We start from the raw sequence: 17,376 nt of genomic DNA on the forward strand, positions 1-17,376 counted from the left end.
ACCTCATTGCGGACGCTTCATCTAGGGAGACGGCCCTTGCACAGCAAGACGGGCGAACTGGCGCTTGCCGGTGGTCGAGTGTCTTTCGTAGATCGTCTCCTTATGCAGATGTGAGAACTGCATTCTCTCGCCCGTTAGGACTGCGACGGACAAGCGCAACCGGCTTCCGTTTTGTTTGTTCCAAGCGGAGGACGAGGCTGGATCAAATCGTTGTAGTCGACGTGCGCGAAGCTAAGCCACTTCGGTAAACCTGACCTACGAGGTTGTGATGTCGGAATAGCTATCACAGCGACTTGCGCCTCATTGCGACAGGCTGCTTTTGTACAGGCGCGAGCGCGCGTTTGTCTGGAATCATACAGTGGCTTGCGAGCACGACGTCTTTAAAAGCGCATCTGTGGTACTTATCGAGGGAGAAGAGCATATGAAGTTTACTGGCCGAGCACTAACGATCCTGTTGTCCTTGCTTTCGGCCGCGACCGCGACCGCGAGCGCGCCGGCGAGAGCCGACGAGCCCTCGCCGAAATACACCGAGGTGCTTAGTGCCCTCCAGGCGGGTAAGAATGTAAAGCTCATACTAGACATGAGCCGCTGTACCACAGCGGAGGGTGGCAAGCCTGCGTCGGCGACGCAAGCCGGTCTGGTCATCAATGCCTTCAGGGTGACCGTCCAGAACGGCATCAGCTTCGCCAATGCTCATCAAACGGTCGACAGCTCCGGACATGCCGTGACCGAGTACATCCGCCATAGCCTTAGCCGCGAAGGCAAGCTGACGGTGCGAGCCTCGAAACTTGTCGTCGGGACCACCGAACTCGTGAACCAGGGCGAATTCATCTGCGAACTGCCGGATGGCGCAAAGTTCATCTGGTAACGAAGAGCATAGAGCAGGCGGCGCTTCAAGGACTTAATCCTTTAATCGCGCGGACACCTTCGCACGGATACGCATCCTTTCGATCGTCAGGAGCGATCAGAGTGTTTCTGACGGTCGTTTCGTCGGGCGAGGATCAAGTTGCACGAACGTGCTGCTCAGGTAACTCATGAGGGCCGCCGATCTAGATTCGATATCAGGGATTGGAAGATCGGCGGTTCAGGCAGTCGTCGGAGGGGGGGGAGCAAGGCTCTCACTTGAACGCTTCAGATGAGCTCGACAAGGACGCCCTCACGCAGTCTGCGGTCATCGTAAGAACATTCCAAGTCGATCCAGCCGCGGGCTCGCGTTGATGACACTCGACCTAGGCCCCCCAGGATGCGCTCGTATCCTTCATCCGCCTCTTTGGGGGTCCTTTCACCTTGAAATCTCAGTGCTGCCGAATGCAGCCACAAGGTGATTGAACCATCCCGCTTAAGATCATTTGAGCTGGCCGCTATGGGTTTGCTCAGTCGTAAACTGCGTTCGCGCGCAGATCGAAGCTCTCTGAGCAAACGATCCGTGGTTTCGGCAGCTTGGGCAACTGCTCGAGGTGCCGACGAGCACCTCGTTCAGCCAAATTGCGCGCCAACGGAAGAGCTGAGCGCGGCCATCGGTCGGGCTGATCGCGTTGTATCGATCCATGCTGCGGTCGGCGGGCATGGCTACCTCGTTCTGTCGCTACTCAGTTAGCTTCGCAAAACCTCGACCTGGCCAGGCGGAAAGTAGATTGAACAATGATCGGCAAGGGCGTTCCAACCCGCGGATAAGTGCGGCGAACTTTAGAGACGATACAGGTTCGGGCGGAAACTCTCATGTTTCCAAGCGCGGTACTCGGCCAGTCCCCCGCGCTGGCCAGTTGGGCCGGAGTATTATTGGTAGCGTGAAACGCTACTGTTTGATTTTTCCGAGCGTCGGAAAAGGCAAGTCACCCTTTCCGAGGCCTGTACCACTCAGTCGTTTGTTCCTGACGTTTTGTATGGATTTGATGCGCTAGCGGTCCGATAGTCATCCAGGTTTCCGCCCAGAAATAGTACCTCACGCTCCTCGGTTGGGGTATCGCTCACCCAAGCCAGAGCGGGTTCGTCATTCTCAGTCCCGTCCTCGAGAATACTGACGATGTCTTCCGCCGTCCATGTTGTGACTCTCGGGACCGTGTAGGTGTGCAACTCATTCGCGTTTTCGGCGATTGCTTTGGCGCCATACTCGTTGTCATCGTCGGGCGAAAGGAGCAGTTGTGAGGCCTCCTCGGACAGTGACACAAAAGGCGAAGAACTGGTACCTCCCCTCATGTGCTCTGCCGCTGTGCGACCCAGATCAAGTCGTTGGCCTCCCCATATATTCCATGGGGCGGCTTCGTAACGCAAAGCCGCCATGGAACGCAAATGGGCCATCGCGCTTTGACGGTCCAACGCATGTGGCTTGCAATGGCTGGCGTGGTTTTGAAAGCGCTCCAGCTCCACGTATGACGATCCCACCACGTCGTCGTAAACGCGGCCACTATCGACGCGGTCGACCAACGATCCACTCGCTCGTGACCATTTTGCTGATCTTTGCGCAGCGATTTCGATTTCTCTTCTGAGTTCCGCAATGTTAGCGCACGTCAGCGTTGCGGCAAGTTGAGCGCGCGTTCCGACAAAGGATGCAGCCGTGCACCGTTCATTCTCCGGGATAGCTTGCGCTCTCTTGTTACCGTCTGTTACCGTCCGGCTCGATCCAGCCCCGGGTGAAGCCAATGCTGCGAGGATTGGCTGAGACTCTCTAAGCCGCTGCTCAAAGTCTGCTTGCGCTGTCTCTTCCTTTTGCGGCTCGAGGTGATCCATCCGAGCCTCGGATCGGTTGACGTCCTCAAATGGGTCCATGTCGGTCTCCCTTTGCTAGCCGTTGTCAATATCATTCGTACGAAGTTGATCCGATAAGGATCAGAAACCGAGATGCCCGCAATGTCGTTAAGACGCACCGGCTCCGGTTCTCGAACCGATCGGTGTGTTGAGGGCGTATGGGTCGGAGTGACCGCCGATCCTAATCATTCTTCTGTTCCAGAGTGTGGGCCATCAAGTCGGCCTGCTGTCCGGATAAAGATGCTGTCATGCTAGAAGGCTTAACTGTCGAACAGCTGACCAGACTCATTGCTTGAAGAAAACGCGGTCTCCTTTCCGACTACCCCCGCGAGCCTGTTGTTCATTGCAGAGCAGAGTTTGGGACCATCGTCGCTATCCGCTCCACGCCAGCGCCGTGTGAAGGTCCGGGGAAAAGCAGCGCGGCGGAAGCGCCGCTATCGGTGAGCTTGAGCGGCGTGGAGAAGTATGCCTGGGCCAGCTTGCATCGGCTCCGAGTGGATCTCCTTTAAGTGCTCGTCAAGATGCTAGCTGTGATCCGAACAGCTGAGCCTGGCCGCAGACGTCGGGCTCGTGTCCGGGCCGGGGTGGCGTGAAGCTCATTCCTCTGTCGGGACTGCTGAAACGAGACCTCGCGTGGGTGCGCCGGGCGCTGGCCGTAAAACAAGAGCCGGGCGTGCGATTGCGATTCACGCATCCGCAACACATGGGGAATGGCTTAACTGACAACATTAAAACGCTGTGCGGGCGCGAGACGTTGAACTGCCAACCAGAGCTTGGCCGGGCCACAAACGATTCGGGTGCATAGAATCCGCGGCGGCAAGAACTGGCACACGGGTGCCTCGGTTCGGAAAAGACAAACGGGCGTTGACGCTTGCAGCCGATGCGCCACACAATGCACCACAACGTCGGTCGCGCCTTACAAGCATATCGCCCTCGCAAGCCTTTGGTGTGAACTGCAGGCGCAGCTGAACAAAAAGTCCTAGGGCAATCATAAGTCTTCCTGGGTCGATCCAAAGCGACCAGCCCGGATAGCCGAAGGAAGCGGCTCTTGGCGCTCGGGGAGTTTCATTTCTGTTGCTAATGGCGGGACGGCGGTGACTTAGGTCAGAACGCCGGGCCTGCGTTCGTCCACCATGGGCGCGCAGCGTGTCGTCCGTGATCTTTTCTCGCTGGAGGTGGCCGCAGACCTCGAGGCTAGCCAGACGGTTCGAAATGGCATTGATGAAGCTGATAGCCTGCGATTCATCACGAAGGCGCGCCCGACCCCATCTGCCGACAAGTGACGCAGTCCGATACCCAACTGAGTGATTTCGTGAACGGTGATGCTCCCGATGTTTTACGCTCCAAGGCGTTTGTCTTCAAAAGTAACTGAGTCCCGTGCACATAGCGCGGCGCTCTCATGAGGGAGGCCTCGAGGACGGGCATTCTTGCAAAGTCGCGTCGCGGTCGGTCATCATGCCGATAGAAAAAGCAGAACCTGCAGCGCCTGCAGGACAATCAAGCGAAGATCCGGAGGATCTTCGAATGCAGCAGGCGCCACGGTGGTGCAGAACAAAGCTCAGCGCCCAAGCATTGCCTCAACGAGGCATCTATAATCTAGAATGTTTCATCGCATTATTGGATCGTTGGCTTGGCGCGGCCTTATTGATCGGATGTCGCTTTGCAACGGGGCAGTATGCGGTTGATCAACAATGTCTCGCGAAATCTGTGGTGTGTTCTCGAGCGCATCAATTCATGTTCTTCGCTTTGAGCCGGCGCTGCCAATTAAAGTCGCTACAATCACGCAGCGCATGTTCGAGGAGCCTGATCCGAGACCATTTGGGCTAAGCGATGAACAGATAGACGTCGCAATAGAAGGGGATGCCAACAGACGATAGTAGATTGAAATACTCAACTATTGCGTTTGTATGGTCTCGACCTCTAAAGATCCTCTAGTCGATCCTTGCTCGCCCGATCGCGAGTCCAAACGTTCCGATCGCGAATGGGCATCAGAACACCTTGCTGAGAAGGAGCTGGCTCGTTGATGAATTCTGGGGCGCCGATGTGAGTGTACTCGTGTGGGATCAAATAGCCGCTGGAACTGGCTGTCACGACGGCGTCAATCGGCAACCGCCGTGGTCGAAGCTCTTGCGGGCTGCGCCCGCGCGCAGAACATCACAGCACGCAGCCGAATTCCTCTTCGGTGATAGTTCTCTAACATCAGCCGACGGTTTGTTATCCCTGCCTCTAATCGGCTGCCCGGCGCACATTCAGCGTGAGCTTGCGCGAAAGGGCAGGGTGGTCGCTGACATTGACTTGTCCTCAAGGCCCACCAAGTGGCTCAGAGGCCGCCGCATTAGGGGTTGTGATGTCTTCGGTTAACTCCATGCTTCATCTCGGCCTAAATCTTCATGGCGCTGGTGGCCATTCCGCCGCGTGGCGCTGGCCAGGTACAAATCCGAGCGCCTTTTTCGATATCGAGCACTACGTCCGGGCTGCGAAGGTTGCGGAGCGTGGTCTGCTGGATGCTGTATTCCTCGCCGATACTCCCGCGATAAGTTTCGACATTACGCACCAGCCACCGCTGAATGGGCTCGAACCTACCCTCGTTCTTGCGGTGATTGCACGCGAAACGCAGCGGATTGGCCTGATCGCGACAGCGTCGACGACCTACAATGAGCCATACAATCTCGCTCGGCGTTTCCAGTCGCTCGATGTCATCAGCCGTGGCCGCGTTGCCTGGAACGCAGTCACGACGTCGAGCCCGGCGACGGTAGCAAACTTTGGCGGTCGAGAAGTCGGGCGAGCGGATCGCTACAGACGGGCCGAGGACTTCGTTGAAACGGTCCGTGCTCTCTGGCTGAGCTGGAGCGGCGAGGTGGTCATCGCCGATCAGGCTGCGGGAGTTTACGCAGATCAGAGCCAATTCCGCCTGCTCGATCCCGATACCAATAGTTTCGGCATCCGAGGCCCACTGACGCATCCCGCTTCGCCCCAGGGTCACCCAGTCATCGTTCAGGCGGGCGGTTCGGATCCCGGACTACGGCTTGGTGCCCGCAGTGCAGATGTCGTGTTTGCGGCCGCCGGGGACTTGACGACGGCTCTGCGGGAGGCAGAGCGCCTGCGTGCGCTCTCTCGGCAATTCGGCCGCCCTGCGGGTCCGCTCATCCTGCCGGGCCTTGTCACCTGTATCGGGGGCACCGAGAACGAAGCGGCTCGTCGCAAAGAAAAGCTTGATGGGCTGCTCGATCTGGAGCGCGCCACTGGCGCCCTTGCAAGAAGCATGGGTGTGGCGGTCGAGAAGCTCAGCCTCGAAAGGCCAATCCCGGAGGAGGTTCTGCCTGATGCAGATCATGTTCCGTTTTCTGTCGGTCACCATCGCACGATTGAAGCTCTGGCGCGTCAGGGTCGGACGGTTCGCGAGATCATCAGCAGCGTTCAAGCTTTTGGCCACCGCTTGCTTGTGGGTACACCCGAGCAGATCGCGGAGTCGATTGAGGCATGGTTCCGCGCCGGCGCGGTCGATGGTTTCAACATCATTCCGGATGTTCTCACCGATGGCACTTCAGCGTTTGTCGACAATGTGGTTCCCATCCTGCAGAAGCGCGGGCTCTTTCGCAAAGAATATCTGGGACAGACACTGCGAGAGCATTTCGGCATCTCTACTCCGTTCGAGCCGGCACGAGCCACAGCGAGCTCACCGCTCTGACGCTTCCTCAACACCAAATCTCTGGAGCCTGGATATGCATTTAGCCAATGCGCGGTCAGCGAGGCGCTTCACTGGCAAGTCCAACCGTCAAGTAAGAACAGTAGCGGCTACCCTTGTCATGCTCTTGGGCCTGTCCCAATTGGCACCCAGCGTTCATGCGCAGGAAGGCTTAGCCGGCAGCGTCAAGCGAGGAGGCGTTATTCGTTACGGGCATTTTCAAGAGCCTGCCTGCCTGTTCGGAGGATGGGTGCAGCAATGGTATCTGCAACGCCAGTACAGCGATAATCTGGTTGCGCGCAACGAGGAGGGCAAGATCTTGCCATGGCTGGCCGAGTCTTGGACCATCTCCGACGACAAAAAGGTGTACACATTCGAGATAAAGCCGAATGTAAAGTTCACTGACGGGACCGCCCTCGATGCGCACGCCATCGCTGACAATATCAACGGATGGCTCAGCAATAACCCCGATCTTCGCAATCCGACTGCTGCTCCTTATCTCGGCGAGAGCTTCGAATCGGCAAGGGCGATTGCTCCTCTGAGATTGGAAGTAAAATTGAAGGTGCCGTTCCAGCCCTTGCTGAACGTCTTCGCCCAATCCTCACAAGGCATTCTCTCGCCATCGGCACTCAAACGTGGACTTGCGGTCAATTGCGAGAACCCCGTCGGTTCAGGTCCATTCATTGTCGACAAGTGGCACCATGGGCGAGAAGTCACCTTCCGCCGCAATCCCGACTACAATTCGGCGCCGGCCACCGCAAAACATCAAGGGCCGGCTTACGTTGACGGGATTAGTTGGAAGTTTCTGCCAGATCAGACTGTCCGATACGGTTCGCTGATCGCGGGCGAGACCGATGCCATATACGACATTCCGGCTGTCGCATGGAAGGACGCCAACGCCCGCTTTCCAGTATTGCGGCACCTGACCGGGGGCACCCCTCTGCGCCTCGCTTTGTATACGGCCCGGCCCCCATTTGACGACGTGCTCGTCCGCAAGGCCTTTGCCTATTCTACTGACCGAAAGGCCGCGGTCGGCACATCCTTCCTCGGCTCTTTACCGTTCGAAGGCAACGGTGCGCTAAGTCAGAGCTCGCCGGAATACCTGCCTGAACTCGGGCAGTCCTATGGGTACGATATTCGCAAAGCCAATCAGCTGCTTGATCAGGCTGGTTGGACTGAGAGAAATCCTAACGGCATTCGCGTCAAGAACGGTCGTCCGCTGATCGTGCGCATTTCCTATTCGTACGCCTTTCTGAAGCCGGATGGCGAGCAAGCCTTGCAAGTTGTCCAGCAGCAGGCGAAGGCGGCCGGTTTTGATGTACGTCTTCAACCCACCAATCCGGCTGACTTCTTCGCCGGGAAAAACCTCGGACCCGATGATTATGAGGTCGTTCTCCTCTATTGGGTTGCCCCCGGCGCTGAGATATTCCGGATCTCGTGGAAGCCCGATCAGAATGGCGAGCCCAATCGCTTCAATCCCTCACGCTACCAGGATTTGATGCTTTGGGACATCATTCAAAGGGCGGAACAGAATTTCAATGGAGCTGAACGTACCGCCCTTTATCAGCAGGCGGAACGGAAGATCGTGGATGAGGCACCCGTTATTGGCCTTACTGTGCTGGACGTAACTTTGGCGACCAAGCCGACCCTGAAAGACGTTTGGCTGGACCGTGGGTCAGTTGGCGAACCTGTCTTCTATGATGCGCATTTCGACGACAAGAAAAAATGATGCCATGAAGATAGCAACCCATCATCCCATTGTTTGGTTTACGCGCCGGATATTGTCCGGCGTGGTGGTGGTGTGGGCTGCCGCAACGTTTGCGTTCTTAATTCAGTGTGTGCTGCCTGGCGATCGCGCCCAGATCATCATTAATGTGACAAGTGGCAACGTCGGACCGGCATCCTCGGCAGAACTCGCGGCGATCAATGCGAAATTCGGCTTTGATCAACCGCTCGTGGTTCAATACGGAAAATACATACTGGGAATCCTACATGGAGATCTTGGTGAATCCTACCAGCAGCATCGGCCTGTCGCAGGGATCATCACGGAGCAGATTGGGCCTACGATTATTCTGGCGGTCGCCGCGCTGCTGATCGCATGGATTATCGCCATCCTGACAACCTTGTTCATCGCCGGCAGAGACAACATATGGTCGAAGCTGCTCAATGACACGCAAGTCTTTTTGGCAACAGTGCCGCCTTACTGGCTGGCCACAATTTTGCTGGTTGTTTTTGCGGTAAAGCTGCGCATTCTTCCGGTCATCGGTGGAAATTCTCCGGTCGGGCTCATTCTGCCGACACTTGCGTTGGCTCTTGAACTCTCGGGCTTTTTCGGACAAGTCGTTCAGAACGAGTTCACGCGCGTGCTCGAGCAGCCATTCGTCACGTCCGCGCGGGCCAGAGGTATGAGTGATTTTGGCGTCAGGCTTCGCCATGTCCTCCGCCACGCCGCATTGCCCGGGATTACCTTGTCAGGCTGGGCGCTCGGCAAACTTCTTTCGGGCGCGATTTTGATCGAGGTGGTTTTCGCCCGTCAAGGCCTAGGTGGAGTCCTCGTCGCTGCAACGTCCTCGAGAGACGTTCCGATTGTCTCGGGAGCTGTTTTGATCTCTGCGGGCGTATTCGTTATTGCCAATTTGATCGTCGATCTGACTTACCGGCTGGTCGATCCGAGGATCAAGCTGACATGAGCATGTTCCCCGAAGTCACCATATCTCGTTCGCTCAAAGAAGTCCTGGCAATCACGCGCCATGTTCCCTTCCGGGTTACCGTCTCTCTTATCATAATTGGCCTCTTTGCCTTCGCGGCAATGGCCCCAAAGGTACTGCAGACGCACGATCCGCTCGCTATTGATTTGAGATCGTCATTGCAGTCTCCGTCGATCATTCATTGGTTGGGAACTGATCAATTGGGGCGAGATCTTTACTCTCGAATAGTCGAGGGAACGGGCCAATCCCTCGCCATCGGACTTGGCGCAACGGCGCTGAGCATGTCCATTGCCATCGTTTTCGGCGTCGCCGCAGCGCTTTCTGGTGGCGTAGTCGACAGCATTCTTAGCCGGATTGTCGACGTGCTCTTCGCGATTCCCACGCTCTTGCTCGCCCTTGTGTTCGTGACCGTTTTTGGCCCGTCGGTAGTGACTGAGGTCATAGCTGTCGGAATCGGCACAGCGCCAGGCTATGCGCGCATGATCAGGGGCCAGATGCTTGCCATCAAAGGGACTGGGTATGTGGAGGCCGCCAAGGTGCTGGGTCATCCATTTCCCCGTATTGTCTGGAGGCATATTCTTCCGAACGCCATGAGCCCGCTGACGGCAATGATGACCATCGGCGTAGGCCAGGCGATTATATGGGCCTCGGGTCTTGCTTTTCTAGGCCTGGGCGTCGCTCCCCCGGCCCCTGAATGGGGCGCGCTGCTCAATGCCGGGCGCAACTATGTGATCTACGCCTGGTGGCTGGAGATCATACCCGGTTTGGCGGTGACGGCGTTTGCTCTCAGCGTCACCATTGTCGGGCGCCATCTACAGGACCGTCTGGAAGGAAAAACGTGAATGTCCCAGGGCGGCCCCCAGCCTCTCTTGCAGCAGGCAGACCTCCTCACAGCCGATTCGCTGCGTGTTTCTTTCGGGCGCGGCATCGCCCAGAAAGCGGCTGTGCGCAGTATATCCTTCTCCCTGCGGCCGGGACAATGTCTTGCGATTGTCGGTGAATCCGGCTCGGGCAAGAGCGTAAGTGCGCGGGCTCTTATAGGCCTTGCTGGTCGCCACGCCAATGTTCATGCACGCCAGCTGAGCTTCGAGGGGACGGACCTGATCGGCCTTAACGATCGAGCCTGGCGGCGCATCCGCGGCAACAAGATTGGCTTCGTATTACAGGATGCACTCGTCTCGCTTGATCCACTTCGGCCGATCGGCAAAGAGGTTGGTGAAGGCTTACTCCTCCACAATGCGGTATCATCCCGCGAGGAGCTCGCGCAGCGGGTCATTGCTCTCCTTAAGCTCGTCGGTGTCCCTGAGCCGGAGACGAAGGCCGAGCAGCTGCCGCATCAATTATCCGGCGGTCAGCGTCAGCGAGCTCTCATCGCGGCGGCTCTTGCACTCGATCCACGCGTCCTCATCGCCGACGAGCCGACTACCGCGCTCGACGTGATGGCGCAGGCTCATGTGCTGGCACTCCTCCAGGAAACCAAAGCCAGGGGCAAGGCGCTGATCCTGATCAGTCACGATCTGGCAGTGGTCTCCAGCGTGGCGGATGAGATCCTCGTCATGCGAGGAGGCGAGGTCGTCGAACGTGGCCCCGCCGTCCAGATATTCAAAGATCCGCGACACCCCTATACTCGTCAGCTGCTGGACGCTGTGCCATCAGGCCGGCCGCGCGGCTCACGTCTCTCATCATCGACTATTCTGCGCTTGCCTGGCCGGCAAACACAGCCGCCCGTGCAATCGTTGCCGCCAGCTCGTTCCATCCTGCTCGAAGCGACAGGTCTGGTGAAGCGCTTTGAGGGCCCGGATGGCACTTCACGGGCGGCTGTGGACGGCGTCTCCTTCGAACTGCGATTCGGAGAGACTTTGGGCATCGTCGGTGAGTCCGGATCAGGAAAATCGACGATGGCGCGCATGGTCATGGCACTGGATGAGCCTGACGATGGAGTCGTTCAGTTTGCAGGCCGGCCTTGGAGCACGCTCGCGGAACGCGAACGGCGGGCTCGGCGGCGGGCAATATCGATCATCTACCAAGATCCTCTTGGCTCGTTTGATCCACGATGGACGGCCGGACGCATCATATCCGATAGTCTTTCGGGCGACGTCGAGAAACGGCAGCGGCAGGAGCGCGTTATTGAGCTGCTCGATATGGTCGGACTATCCGAGGCCTTGCTGGACCGACGGCCGCTCGATCTCTCGGGCGGCCAGCGCCAGCGCGTTGCGATAGCCCGCGCGATTGCATCAAATCCTGCCGTTATCGTCTGCGATGAACCCGTTTCGGCGCTCGATGTCTCAATCCAGGCGCAGGTCTTGGACCTGCTCGGCGATCTGAAGGACCGCCTCGGCGTAAGTTATCTCTTCATCTCGCATGATCTCAGTGTTGTTCGTCATATCAGCGACCGCGTCATAGTTATGCGCCGGGGGAGAATCGTCGATAGTGGCACCACTGAAGAGATTTTTCGTAATCCACAGTCTGATTATACCAAGAGCCTTATCGCGGCCATGCCGCGCCTTGTGCATGTTGGACGGAGTGGTCATTCAGCTACGATCCTCGAAGAAGGCATCGCGTGAATGCCTTCGAATTCGACTTCCTTTCTCCAAAATTGTCTGTCGCCGATCGCGGGGGCAGCCGCGTTTGCCCGCGATTTGGTCGCGATTGCGCCCTCGCTCATCGCTCGGAAGGACAATCTGTGGACCACGGGTTAAAACAGGGGACCGGCCGGCGCGCGAAGCAGGCCCGGCCGAGTTCGAATCTAGGCTAAGCAAGAGGCCGACGATCCGCACCTGTGGAGTTGCAAGCCATCAATTGCCTGCCCGCAAGGAGTGCGGCTCTTGCTCTCCTGCAAACGAGCTCGGAATCTTCGCTTTCACGATAGCCTAGCCACGGTGCGGTTCCCGACAAAGACCGTGTTTGTCAGATTCGAAACGTTCGGCGTCAATTTGAATTCATGACGCCCTATTCAGTTCGCTAATTTCGACTGACGAGGCTGGCACGGTCGTTGCTACCGATAAGGTGATGGCGGGTTGAGTGCAGCCGTTGATGAAGGATCACTTTTCCGCCCGCAAGCCGCGGGTCCATTCTGAAAAAGAAGACCTAGAATTTTGCGCATTCGGTTTGATGGAGAGTGATGTGGAGTTTCCCAGAGCTGACGAAATAATCCGCACTGTCAGATATATCGGCACTGTCAACGGACAGATCGTTGTCGAGGTTGGCGGGCTTGGTGAACAATCGCGCCGAGTAGCGGTGGGGACGCATGACTAGGATGCGGCTGACGTGTTCAAGCGTCGGCTGCGAAGAACAGGCAACAGGAGCCTCATCGGCGCATCGTGTCGCCAATTCGCAGACGAGTTCACCACAAAGCGCATGACGTGGGTGCACGCCCAGCACAAAGAGGTCAATAAAAGGACCTCCGAAATCCGGCAATACGGAACCCTCGGCATGTCGCATAGGATCGGCGTTGATAGCGAGTGCACCGTGAATGAAGGGGCGGAGCATTGCTCAGATCCGAAGAACGAGCTTTCATCAGATGGCGAGTTCGTTCGGTACTGGAGCCGAGCTGCCGATAGGCTGCGCGCAGTGGCTGCTGTCGGCAGGCGAACCGAGGAGGCGATCAAAAGGACCGGGATTGGTTTGCAGCTATCCTCCGAGAACTTTAGCGGTCACGACCTCTCAGATTTCCCGATGCGGCGCTGCACCCTCAATCGCGCGCAGCTGTACGGAGCAAAGTTGGATCGTGCAGACCTTTCTGAGGCGAACCTTATCTGTCCGGGGCTAGAGCGGGCAAGTTTCCTTGGCGCCAAGCTTGATTTTGCCTATATGCACGCCATGGCAGCGCAGGTCTGCAACTTCGATGACGCCAGTCTGCGCAATGTAATTGATGCAACCGGCAGCCTGTTTCATGGTTGCAGTATGAAAAGAACACGCTTTGACAACGCGATGCTCAGCGGGCTCCTCCTTTATCAGTGCGACGCGAGTGATGCTGTATTCGATGGCGCGGAATTGCAGGGGTCAACTATCAATGAATGCTTCCTTCCTTCCGCTTCCTTTCGCTTTGCTAAGCTGAGCCAAGTCACGATCACGAAGACGCATCTGGCGGATTGCTCGTTCTTCCAGTCAAAGGGAGACTGTTTATCGATCGTGCGTCCCACCTCCATCGATGGTCTTGTCTTGCAAGGTGCTCATCTTCCGTATCTGAGACTCTCAAAGGTGAGCGGGCGGATTCGGGCGAGAGCCCTGAGCGCCCCATTCGCTGATCTTCACCTGTCAAATCTCGCGAGCGCTGAGCTTGAACAGGCAGACCTCACCGAGGCGCGGCTTCTGTCCGTAGGCCTGTCCGACGCGAACCTCGCCGGTGCTGTGCTCAACAGTGCATCTATTCATTCCTGTCAGCTGGACGGAGCGGACCTATCTCAGGCATCAGGTGAGAGCATTTCGATAACAGAGAGCACAATGCGAGCCGCCAAACTCACCGGTTTTCGCGGCCGCTGCGCCTTTGTGCGCGACTGCGATCTCGAACATGCGGACCTATCACAGGCTTACCTCTACAGGTCGATGATCACCGGTGATCCGCCGCAATCAATGGCATTGGGTCACGCAAATCTCGAAGGCTCCAATCTCGTTCAGGCATATCTCGCCGCGGGTATGACCGATAGCAATCTGGAGGCAACGCGGGCCGCATACGTTCGCATGAACCAATCGTCCCTGCGCGATGCGAATCTGAGTGGGATATCGGCATTCCAGGCCAGCTTCGTGAAAGTCGACTTTTCAGGCTCTAAGATAACCACTTTCGAGCCGCCGTTTTTTGCTGACCGTTGTCGGGGACTGCAGGTCGCTCTGGAGGGGGATCAGCTGAGCGAGCCATCGAACTATCTGGCTGAACTCTCATCGTTGATGCGACGTGGTCGAGAAGGGTCAACCTGACTCCTTTGAAAACCGCAAGAACAGAGGGAGCTACTGTGCCCATGAGCTTAGATCAGCTTGATGCGGTGGTTCGAGCTGTAAGCGGGCGTTGAAGCTCTTTGGAGCTCGTCTGCGTGCGCGGCCCACACGGTATGCCCCGGCCGCGCATCTTCCGAGATCCAAGCGCTCCACTCTTTTGGCGTTCAAGAAAACTGGAGTAAGAACATGCATCTGGCAGGTCTTTCCGCAGGCAAGGCGTTCATCCGAGAGGTCGCAAGAACAGGTCAGACCATTGGCACGGTACACACTCTGGGCGCCCTGCATCTTGGGCATGCAGAACTGATCAGAAGAGCGGCCTTGGAGAATGACGTCGCGATTGTCACAGTGTACCCGAACAAAATCCAGCTTAGACCAGGTGGGAGCTACGATTTCAATTTGGACGATGATATTGGACTTGCCCTACGTTCGGGAGCGACTGCCGTGATTTCCTCGAGCGACACCGAAATGTTTCCGCCTGGCTATCGAACGTTCGTATCGCAAGGTGACTATCATTTGCGCTTAGATGGGCCTGAGGCGTGCTTGAAGGAAGCCGTAACCGGTGCGGTCCGTTGGATCTGCTATGCGCGGCCAACTCGCAGCTACTTCGGCCTGAAAGATATCGGTCAGGCGATCCTGGTGAAGCGCGCCGTTGCAGACCTCCTTCTCGATTGCGAGATAAGGTTTGTGCCGACCGTGAGATACAAGAATGGAGTGCCGATTTCGTCGCGCTTGAGGCGATTTAGCCGGTCTGAGCTTGATGAGCTGTCGTGCCTCTTCACGGCACTCAACCATTTAAGGGAAGAGATCGTCCGAGGAGCGTCGAGCGTCAAGGACCTTGTAGCGTCGGCTGCATCTCACATAAAGTTCCGACGGTTTAAATTCGATTTTCTTCGGATTGTCGGCGCTGACAGCTTCGAAGATCTAGAGCAGGTCAAGCTCCCTTTCATCATTATTGGGGCGGCAACGGCTCATGGCCTGAGGGTTTTCGATAGTATCTATGTTCCAGATCAGGATACCCTCCTAAATGGTGCTCCGGATCTCTGGATCGACCTGCCTAAGCACTCGTAGCTAGACCATTTTTCACCGCATGGCCTTCACGGAACTGGTACACTGGCGTGGCTTGTAAACAGCATGCAAAAAGAAATCTGAGCTGATCGGTTGGCGCGCTAACATTTCCCCGACATTCACTGGCCGCGAAGTCTAACCAGCATGCATCCCAGACTACCACCCGCTCGGGCGCCCAGGGCACTAAGCTGGCGCGGTCGCTACCAAAAAAAGATTTGCTCTATTCGACATTTCCGCGAGGGTGACATGTTTGATGTCTATCGCAATAACAGGCAGGACTTCCTTGTCATAAGCAACGGGTCTGCGATACCCGCACTTTACTCATCCAATAAATGGCGCAAGAGCAGAATTAGAGTTCTCAAAGTCAGCGACGAGATAAAGTCGGCCGTTCAGCGACATGGGTACTACGTTCGTAGCTTTCGAGTTGGTAAAAGGGGAATGAGCTAGGGCTTGAACCAATAACGCCATGTCGGCTGACGAGGGCCAAGCGGAAAACATCTGCTCGGGATGAGTTTACCGGTTTCAACCCAAAGCGGACACGTCGGAAGCAAGGCGCATCTTCGGCAACGCCAAAGCATAAACTCGGCTCCGAGGCGGCGCTGACCGGATAGTCGATAGTTGCGCTAAAGACGAATTTTTACAGGAGGTTGGCACTCCCGTGACTGCTATTTCCTGGAGGTACAGCCTACAAACATCATCGCGTTCCGCGGCCTATTCAGCGGCTGAGAGACTCTTTGTGCTTCCGCCAGATCAAGCACGGGAGCGCAGCTATGCCGATCTCGCGCCTGATTTCCAACATCAATTTCACCTGCGACCAACAACACCTTGTCGAGACTGGCTTCAACTGCGCGCTTAGGAAGCTTGGCGATTATGGCGATCTAAACTGCGACTGATCGCAAAAGAGTGATTGAGGTTCATAGTCCTGGGTGACTGACAGCTGTTGCTGTGGGCGAGATGCCGATTCGCGAGATCAGTCTGTCCAAAGAACGAAGCAAGCTAGGCGGGCGCCGTCGGTATTATCTTTTCGGCATTGATCGGCAAGATGAAGAGGATGTCCACTCATCCGTCTCGCTGTCGAGGGCTCTGACCGGGCTTACGCTAGTCCCGCTCGTGCTCGTCCCTCAATCTCCGCTCGAGGCGATCGGCTTGCTCTTTGGTCAAATTGACCGCCCCCCAACCAATCCCAACCAGAGCCGGCCCCTTCCGTTGCCGATCGTAAACCATCCAGGCCCTTAGCCCCCTGACGAACCAAAAATCGGCGCGGTGAGGGCGTCTTGTCGCGCACCGCCATGTCAGATCCGCGCTTTGATCATCTGATCATCACCTGATGGTTACCCGAGTTCGCTCAAGACAACGCGCCTCCGGAACTCGTGCGCGGCAGCTTTCAAATCGCAGACTCCGATCAGACCGAGTTGCCTCAAGCTTAGGAGAGCAAGCGATCACACAGCTCGACACAAAGCCCAGATCCCGATATCGCTATGGCGCGTTGCTCCTCCGAATCGAGATCAGCCCATGATATGCTTTCATCACGCGCTCCGGTTTCTCAAAAGCCAAACGCATGCCTGATGTGCCGGAGCATAGCGATCGCCGCGTCGGTGTACCGACCGTGCGTGAGGAATTGATCCAGTTGCGTTGTGAAAACCAGCGCCGCAACTGCCACCGTGAAGCCCTTGAACATTGGGCCTCTCCTGAAAGAGACCGCCAACCGGGCGTGTCGAAAAATTAGATGTTCTCAGATTGGCTGTCGCCAATGGCGAACGAATATGGAAATGATGACAGTGAGTGGTAACTACTCTCTTAAGGGGTGCGGTGGACAGGTACCCCGAAGCCGCTAGACCCGGTAGCGGATGACCCACTCACGATTTCGAACCGGCGGACTGAAAAGAAGATAGGGCTGCATGATGCTGACGCCACGGAGCGGACCAAACGGAGACCGCGTTCCGTATACGCGATCGGGCCATACGCTGTGTGAATGATAGAAGACGCCAATTGAGATGGCCTCTTGTCGCATGAGAAAATTGCGCTGCTCAGAACGACAAGAGCGCTATCGCTGCGAGCACCGTGTTGAGGGCGCCAATGGCGATGATGGCCGCCGTAACGATCCGGTCATGGCTCATCACTTCCTCCACTATTAAAGAGAGGATAACCTAACACATCTATCTAGGCGGGAAAAGGTCTCGACTTGATCATGGGGCGGGAGATCTCAGCGTATCGGCGCATTTTAGCGCCGATCTCACACTG

General features: G+C 56.8%; 12 protein-coding genes. 9 read left to right on the plus strand and 3 right to left on the minus strand.

Annotated elements, in window-relative coordinates; translation table 11 throughout:
- Positions 1 to 421: 421 nt before the first annotated feature.
- On the plus strand, positions 422 to 868 hold the full coding sequence (locus ABIA40_RS00875; protein WP_404538213.1) for a VirK family protein: 447 nt from the start codon (positions 422 to 424) through the stop codon (positions 866 to 868).
- Positions 869 to 1,857: 989 nt separating this feature from the next.
- On the opposite strand, the gene ABIA40_RS00880 is transcribed toward ABIA40_RS00875, so the two are convergent.
- Positions 1,858 to 2,766, minus strand: a complete 909-nt coding sequence (locus ABIA40_RS00880) for a hypothetical protein (protein ID WP_404538216.1) — start codon at positions 2,764 to 2,766, stop codon at positions 1,858 to 1,860.
- Between the two features lie 2,326 nt (positions 2,767 to 5,092).
- Here ABIA40_RS00880 and ABIA40_RS00885 point away from each other — a divergent pair.
- The 5 genes from ABIA40_RS00885 to ABIA40_RS00905 are packed head-to-tail and all read left to right on the plus strand — an operon-like array spanning position 5,093 to position 11,702.
- Positions 5,093 to 6,433 carry an NtaA/DmoA family FMN-dependent monooxygenase gene (locus ABIA40_RS00885; RefSeq protein WP_404538219.1) on the plus strand — a complete coding sequence of 447 codons (1,341 nt, stop codon included), beginning with the start codon at positions 5,093 to 5,095 and terminating at the stop codon, positions 6,431 to 6,433.
- A gap of 34 nt (positions 6,434 to 6,467) precedes the next feature.
- The gene (locus ABIA40_RS00890) at positions 6,468 to 8,159 is read left to right on the plus strand and encodes an ABC transporter substrate-binding protein (RefSeq protein ID WP_404538222.1); all 1,692 of its coding nucleotides are present in this window, start codon (positions 6,468 to 6,470) and stop codon (positions 8,157 to 8,159) included.
- A gap of 4 nt (positions 8,160 to 8,163) precedes the next feature.
- A complete protein-coding gene (locus ABIA40_RS00895) occupies positions 8,164 to 9,120 on the plus strand; it encodes an ABC transporter permease (protein WP_404538224.1) in 957 nt (318 codons plus the stop codon).
- Positions 9,117 to 9,980 carry an ABC transporter permease gene (locus tag ABIA40_RS00900; protein ID WP_404538227.1) on the plus strand — a complete coding sequence of 288 codons (864 nt, stop codon included), beginning with the start codon at positions 9,117 to 9,119 and terminating at the stop codon, positions 9,978 to 9,980. Before ABIA40_RS00895 ends, ABIA40_RS00900 begins: the two co-directional genes overlap by 4 nt.
- Positions 9,981 to 11,702 carry a dipeptide ABC transporter ATP-binding protein gene (locus ABIA40_RS00905; RefSeq protein WP_404538230.1) on the plus strand — a complete coding sequence of 574 codons (1,722 nt, stop codon included), beginning with the start codon at positions 9,981 to 9,983 and terminating at the stop codon, positions 11,700 to 11,702.
- A 523-nt stretch (positions 11,703 to 12,225) separates the two neighbouring features.
- Here ABIA40_RS00905 and ABIA40_RS00910 read toward each other — a convergent pair.
- A complete protein-coding gene (locus tag ABIA40_RS00910) occupies positions 12,226 to 12,627 on the minus strand; it encodes a hypothetical protein (protein WP_404538232.1) in 402 nt (133 codons plus the stop codon).
- 81 nt (positions 12,628 to 12,708) lie between these two features.
- Between ABIA40_RS00910 and ABIA40_RS00915 the strand changes: the two genes are divergently transcribed.
- From ABIA40_RS00915 to ABIA40_RS00925, 3 genes are all read left to right on the plus strand, one after another.
- Positions 12,709 to 14,052: a pentapeptide repeat-containing protein gene (locus ABIA40_RS00915; protein ID WP_404538235.1), complete on the plus strand. Its 1,344-nt coding sequence runs from the start codon at positions 12,709 to 12,711 to the stop codon at positions 14,050 to 14,052.
- 204 nt (positions 14,053 to 14,256) lie between these two features.
- Complete coding sequence (locus ABIA40_RS00920) at positions 14,257 to 15,138, plus strand: pantoate--beta-alanine ligase (RefSeq protein WP_404538237.1); 882 nt, start codon at positions 14,257 to 14,259, stop codon at positions 15,136 to 15,138.
- Between the two features lie 243 nt (positions 15,139 to 15,381).
- Positions 15,382 to 15,582, plus strand: coding sequence for a hypothetical protein (locus ABIA40_RS00925; protein ID WP_404538240.1), 201 nt, complete (start codon positions 15,382 to 15,384; stop codon positions 15,580 to 15,582).
- Between the two features lie 1,096 nt (positions 15,583 to 16,678).
- On the opposite strand, the gene ABIA40_RS00930 is transcribed toward ABIA40_RS00925, so the two are convergent.
- Positions 16,679 to 16,813: a hypothetical protein gene (locus ABIA40_RS00930; RefSeq protein ID WP_257187491.1), complete on the minus strand. Its 135-nt coding sequence runs from the start codon at positions 16,811 to 16,813 to the stop codon at positions 16,679 to 16,681.
- Positions 16,814 to 17,376 lie beyond the last annotated feature (563 nt).

The organism is Bradyrhizobium sp. USDA 223 (assembly GCF_044909005.1).
Lineage (GTDB): Bacteria > Pseudomonadota > Alphaproteobacteria > Rhizobiales > Xanthobacteraceae > Bradyrhizobium > Bradyrhizobium yuanmingense.

Coding starts and splice junctions, on each gene's coding strand:
- ABIA40_RS00875 (WP_404538213.1), top strand. CDS start 422: ATGAAGTTTACTGGCCGAGCACTAACGATCCTGTTGTCCTTGCTTTCG.
- ABIA40_RS00880 (WP_404538216.1), bottom strand. CDS start 2,766: ATGGACCCATTTGAGGACGTCAACCGATCCGAGGCTCGGATGGATCAC.
- ABIA40_RS00885 (WP_404538219.1), top strand. CDS start 5,093: ATGTCTTCGGTTAACTCCATGCTTCATCTCGGCCTAAATCTTCATGGC.
- ABIA40_RS00890 (WP_404538222.1), top strand. CDS start 6,468: ATGCATTTAGCCAATGCGCGGTCAGCGAGGCGCTTCACTGGCAAGTCC.
- ABIA40_RS00895 (WP_404538224.1), top strand. CDS start 8,164: ATGAAGATAGCAACCCATCATCCCATTGTTTGGTTTACGCGCCGGATA.
- ABIA40_RS00900 (WP_404538227.1), top strand. CDS start 9,117: ATGAGCATGTTCCCCGAAGTCACCATATCTCGTTCGCTCAAAGAAGTC.
- ABIA40_RS00905 (WP_404538230.1), top strand. CDS start 9,981: ATGTCCCAGGGCGGCCCCCAGCCTCTCTTGCAGCAGGCAGACCTCCTC.
- ABIA40_RS00910 (WP_404538232.1), bottom strand. CDS start 12,627: ATGCTCCGCCCCTTCATTCACGGTGCACTCGCTATCAACGCCGATCCT.
- ABIA40_RS00920 (WP_404538237.1), top strand. CDS start 14,257: ATGCATCTGGCAGGTCTTTCCGCAGGCAAGGCGTTCATCCGAGAGGTC.
- ABIA40_RS00925 (WP_404538240.1), top strand. CDS start 15,382: ATGTTTGATGTCTATCGCAATAACAGGCAGGACTTCCTTGTCATAAGC.
- ABIA40_RS00930 (WP_257187491.1), bottom strand. CDS start 16,813: ATGTTCAAGGGCTTCACGGTGGCAGTTGCGGCGCTGGTTTTCACAACG.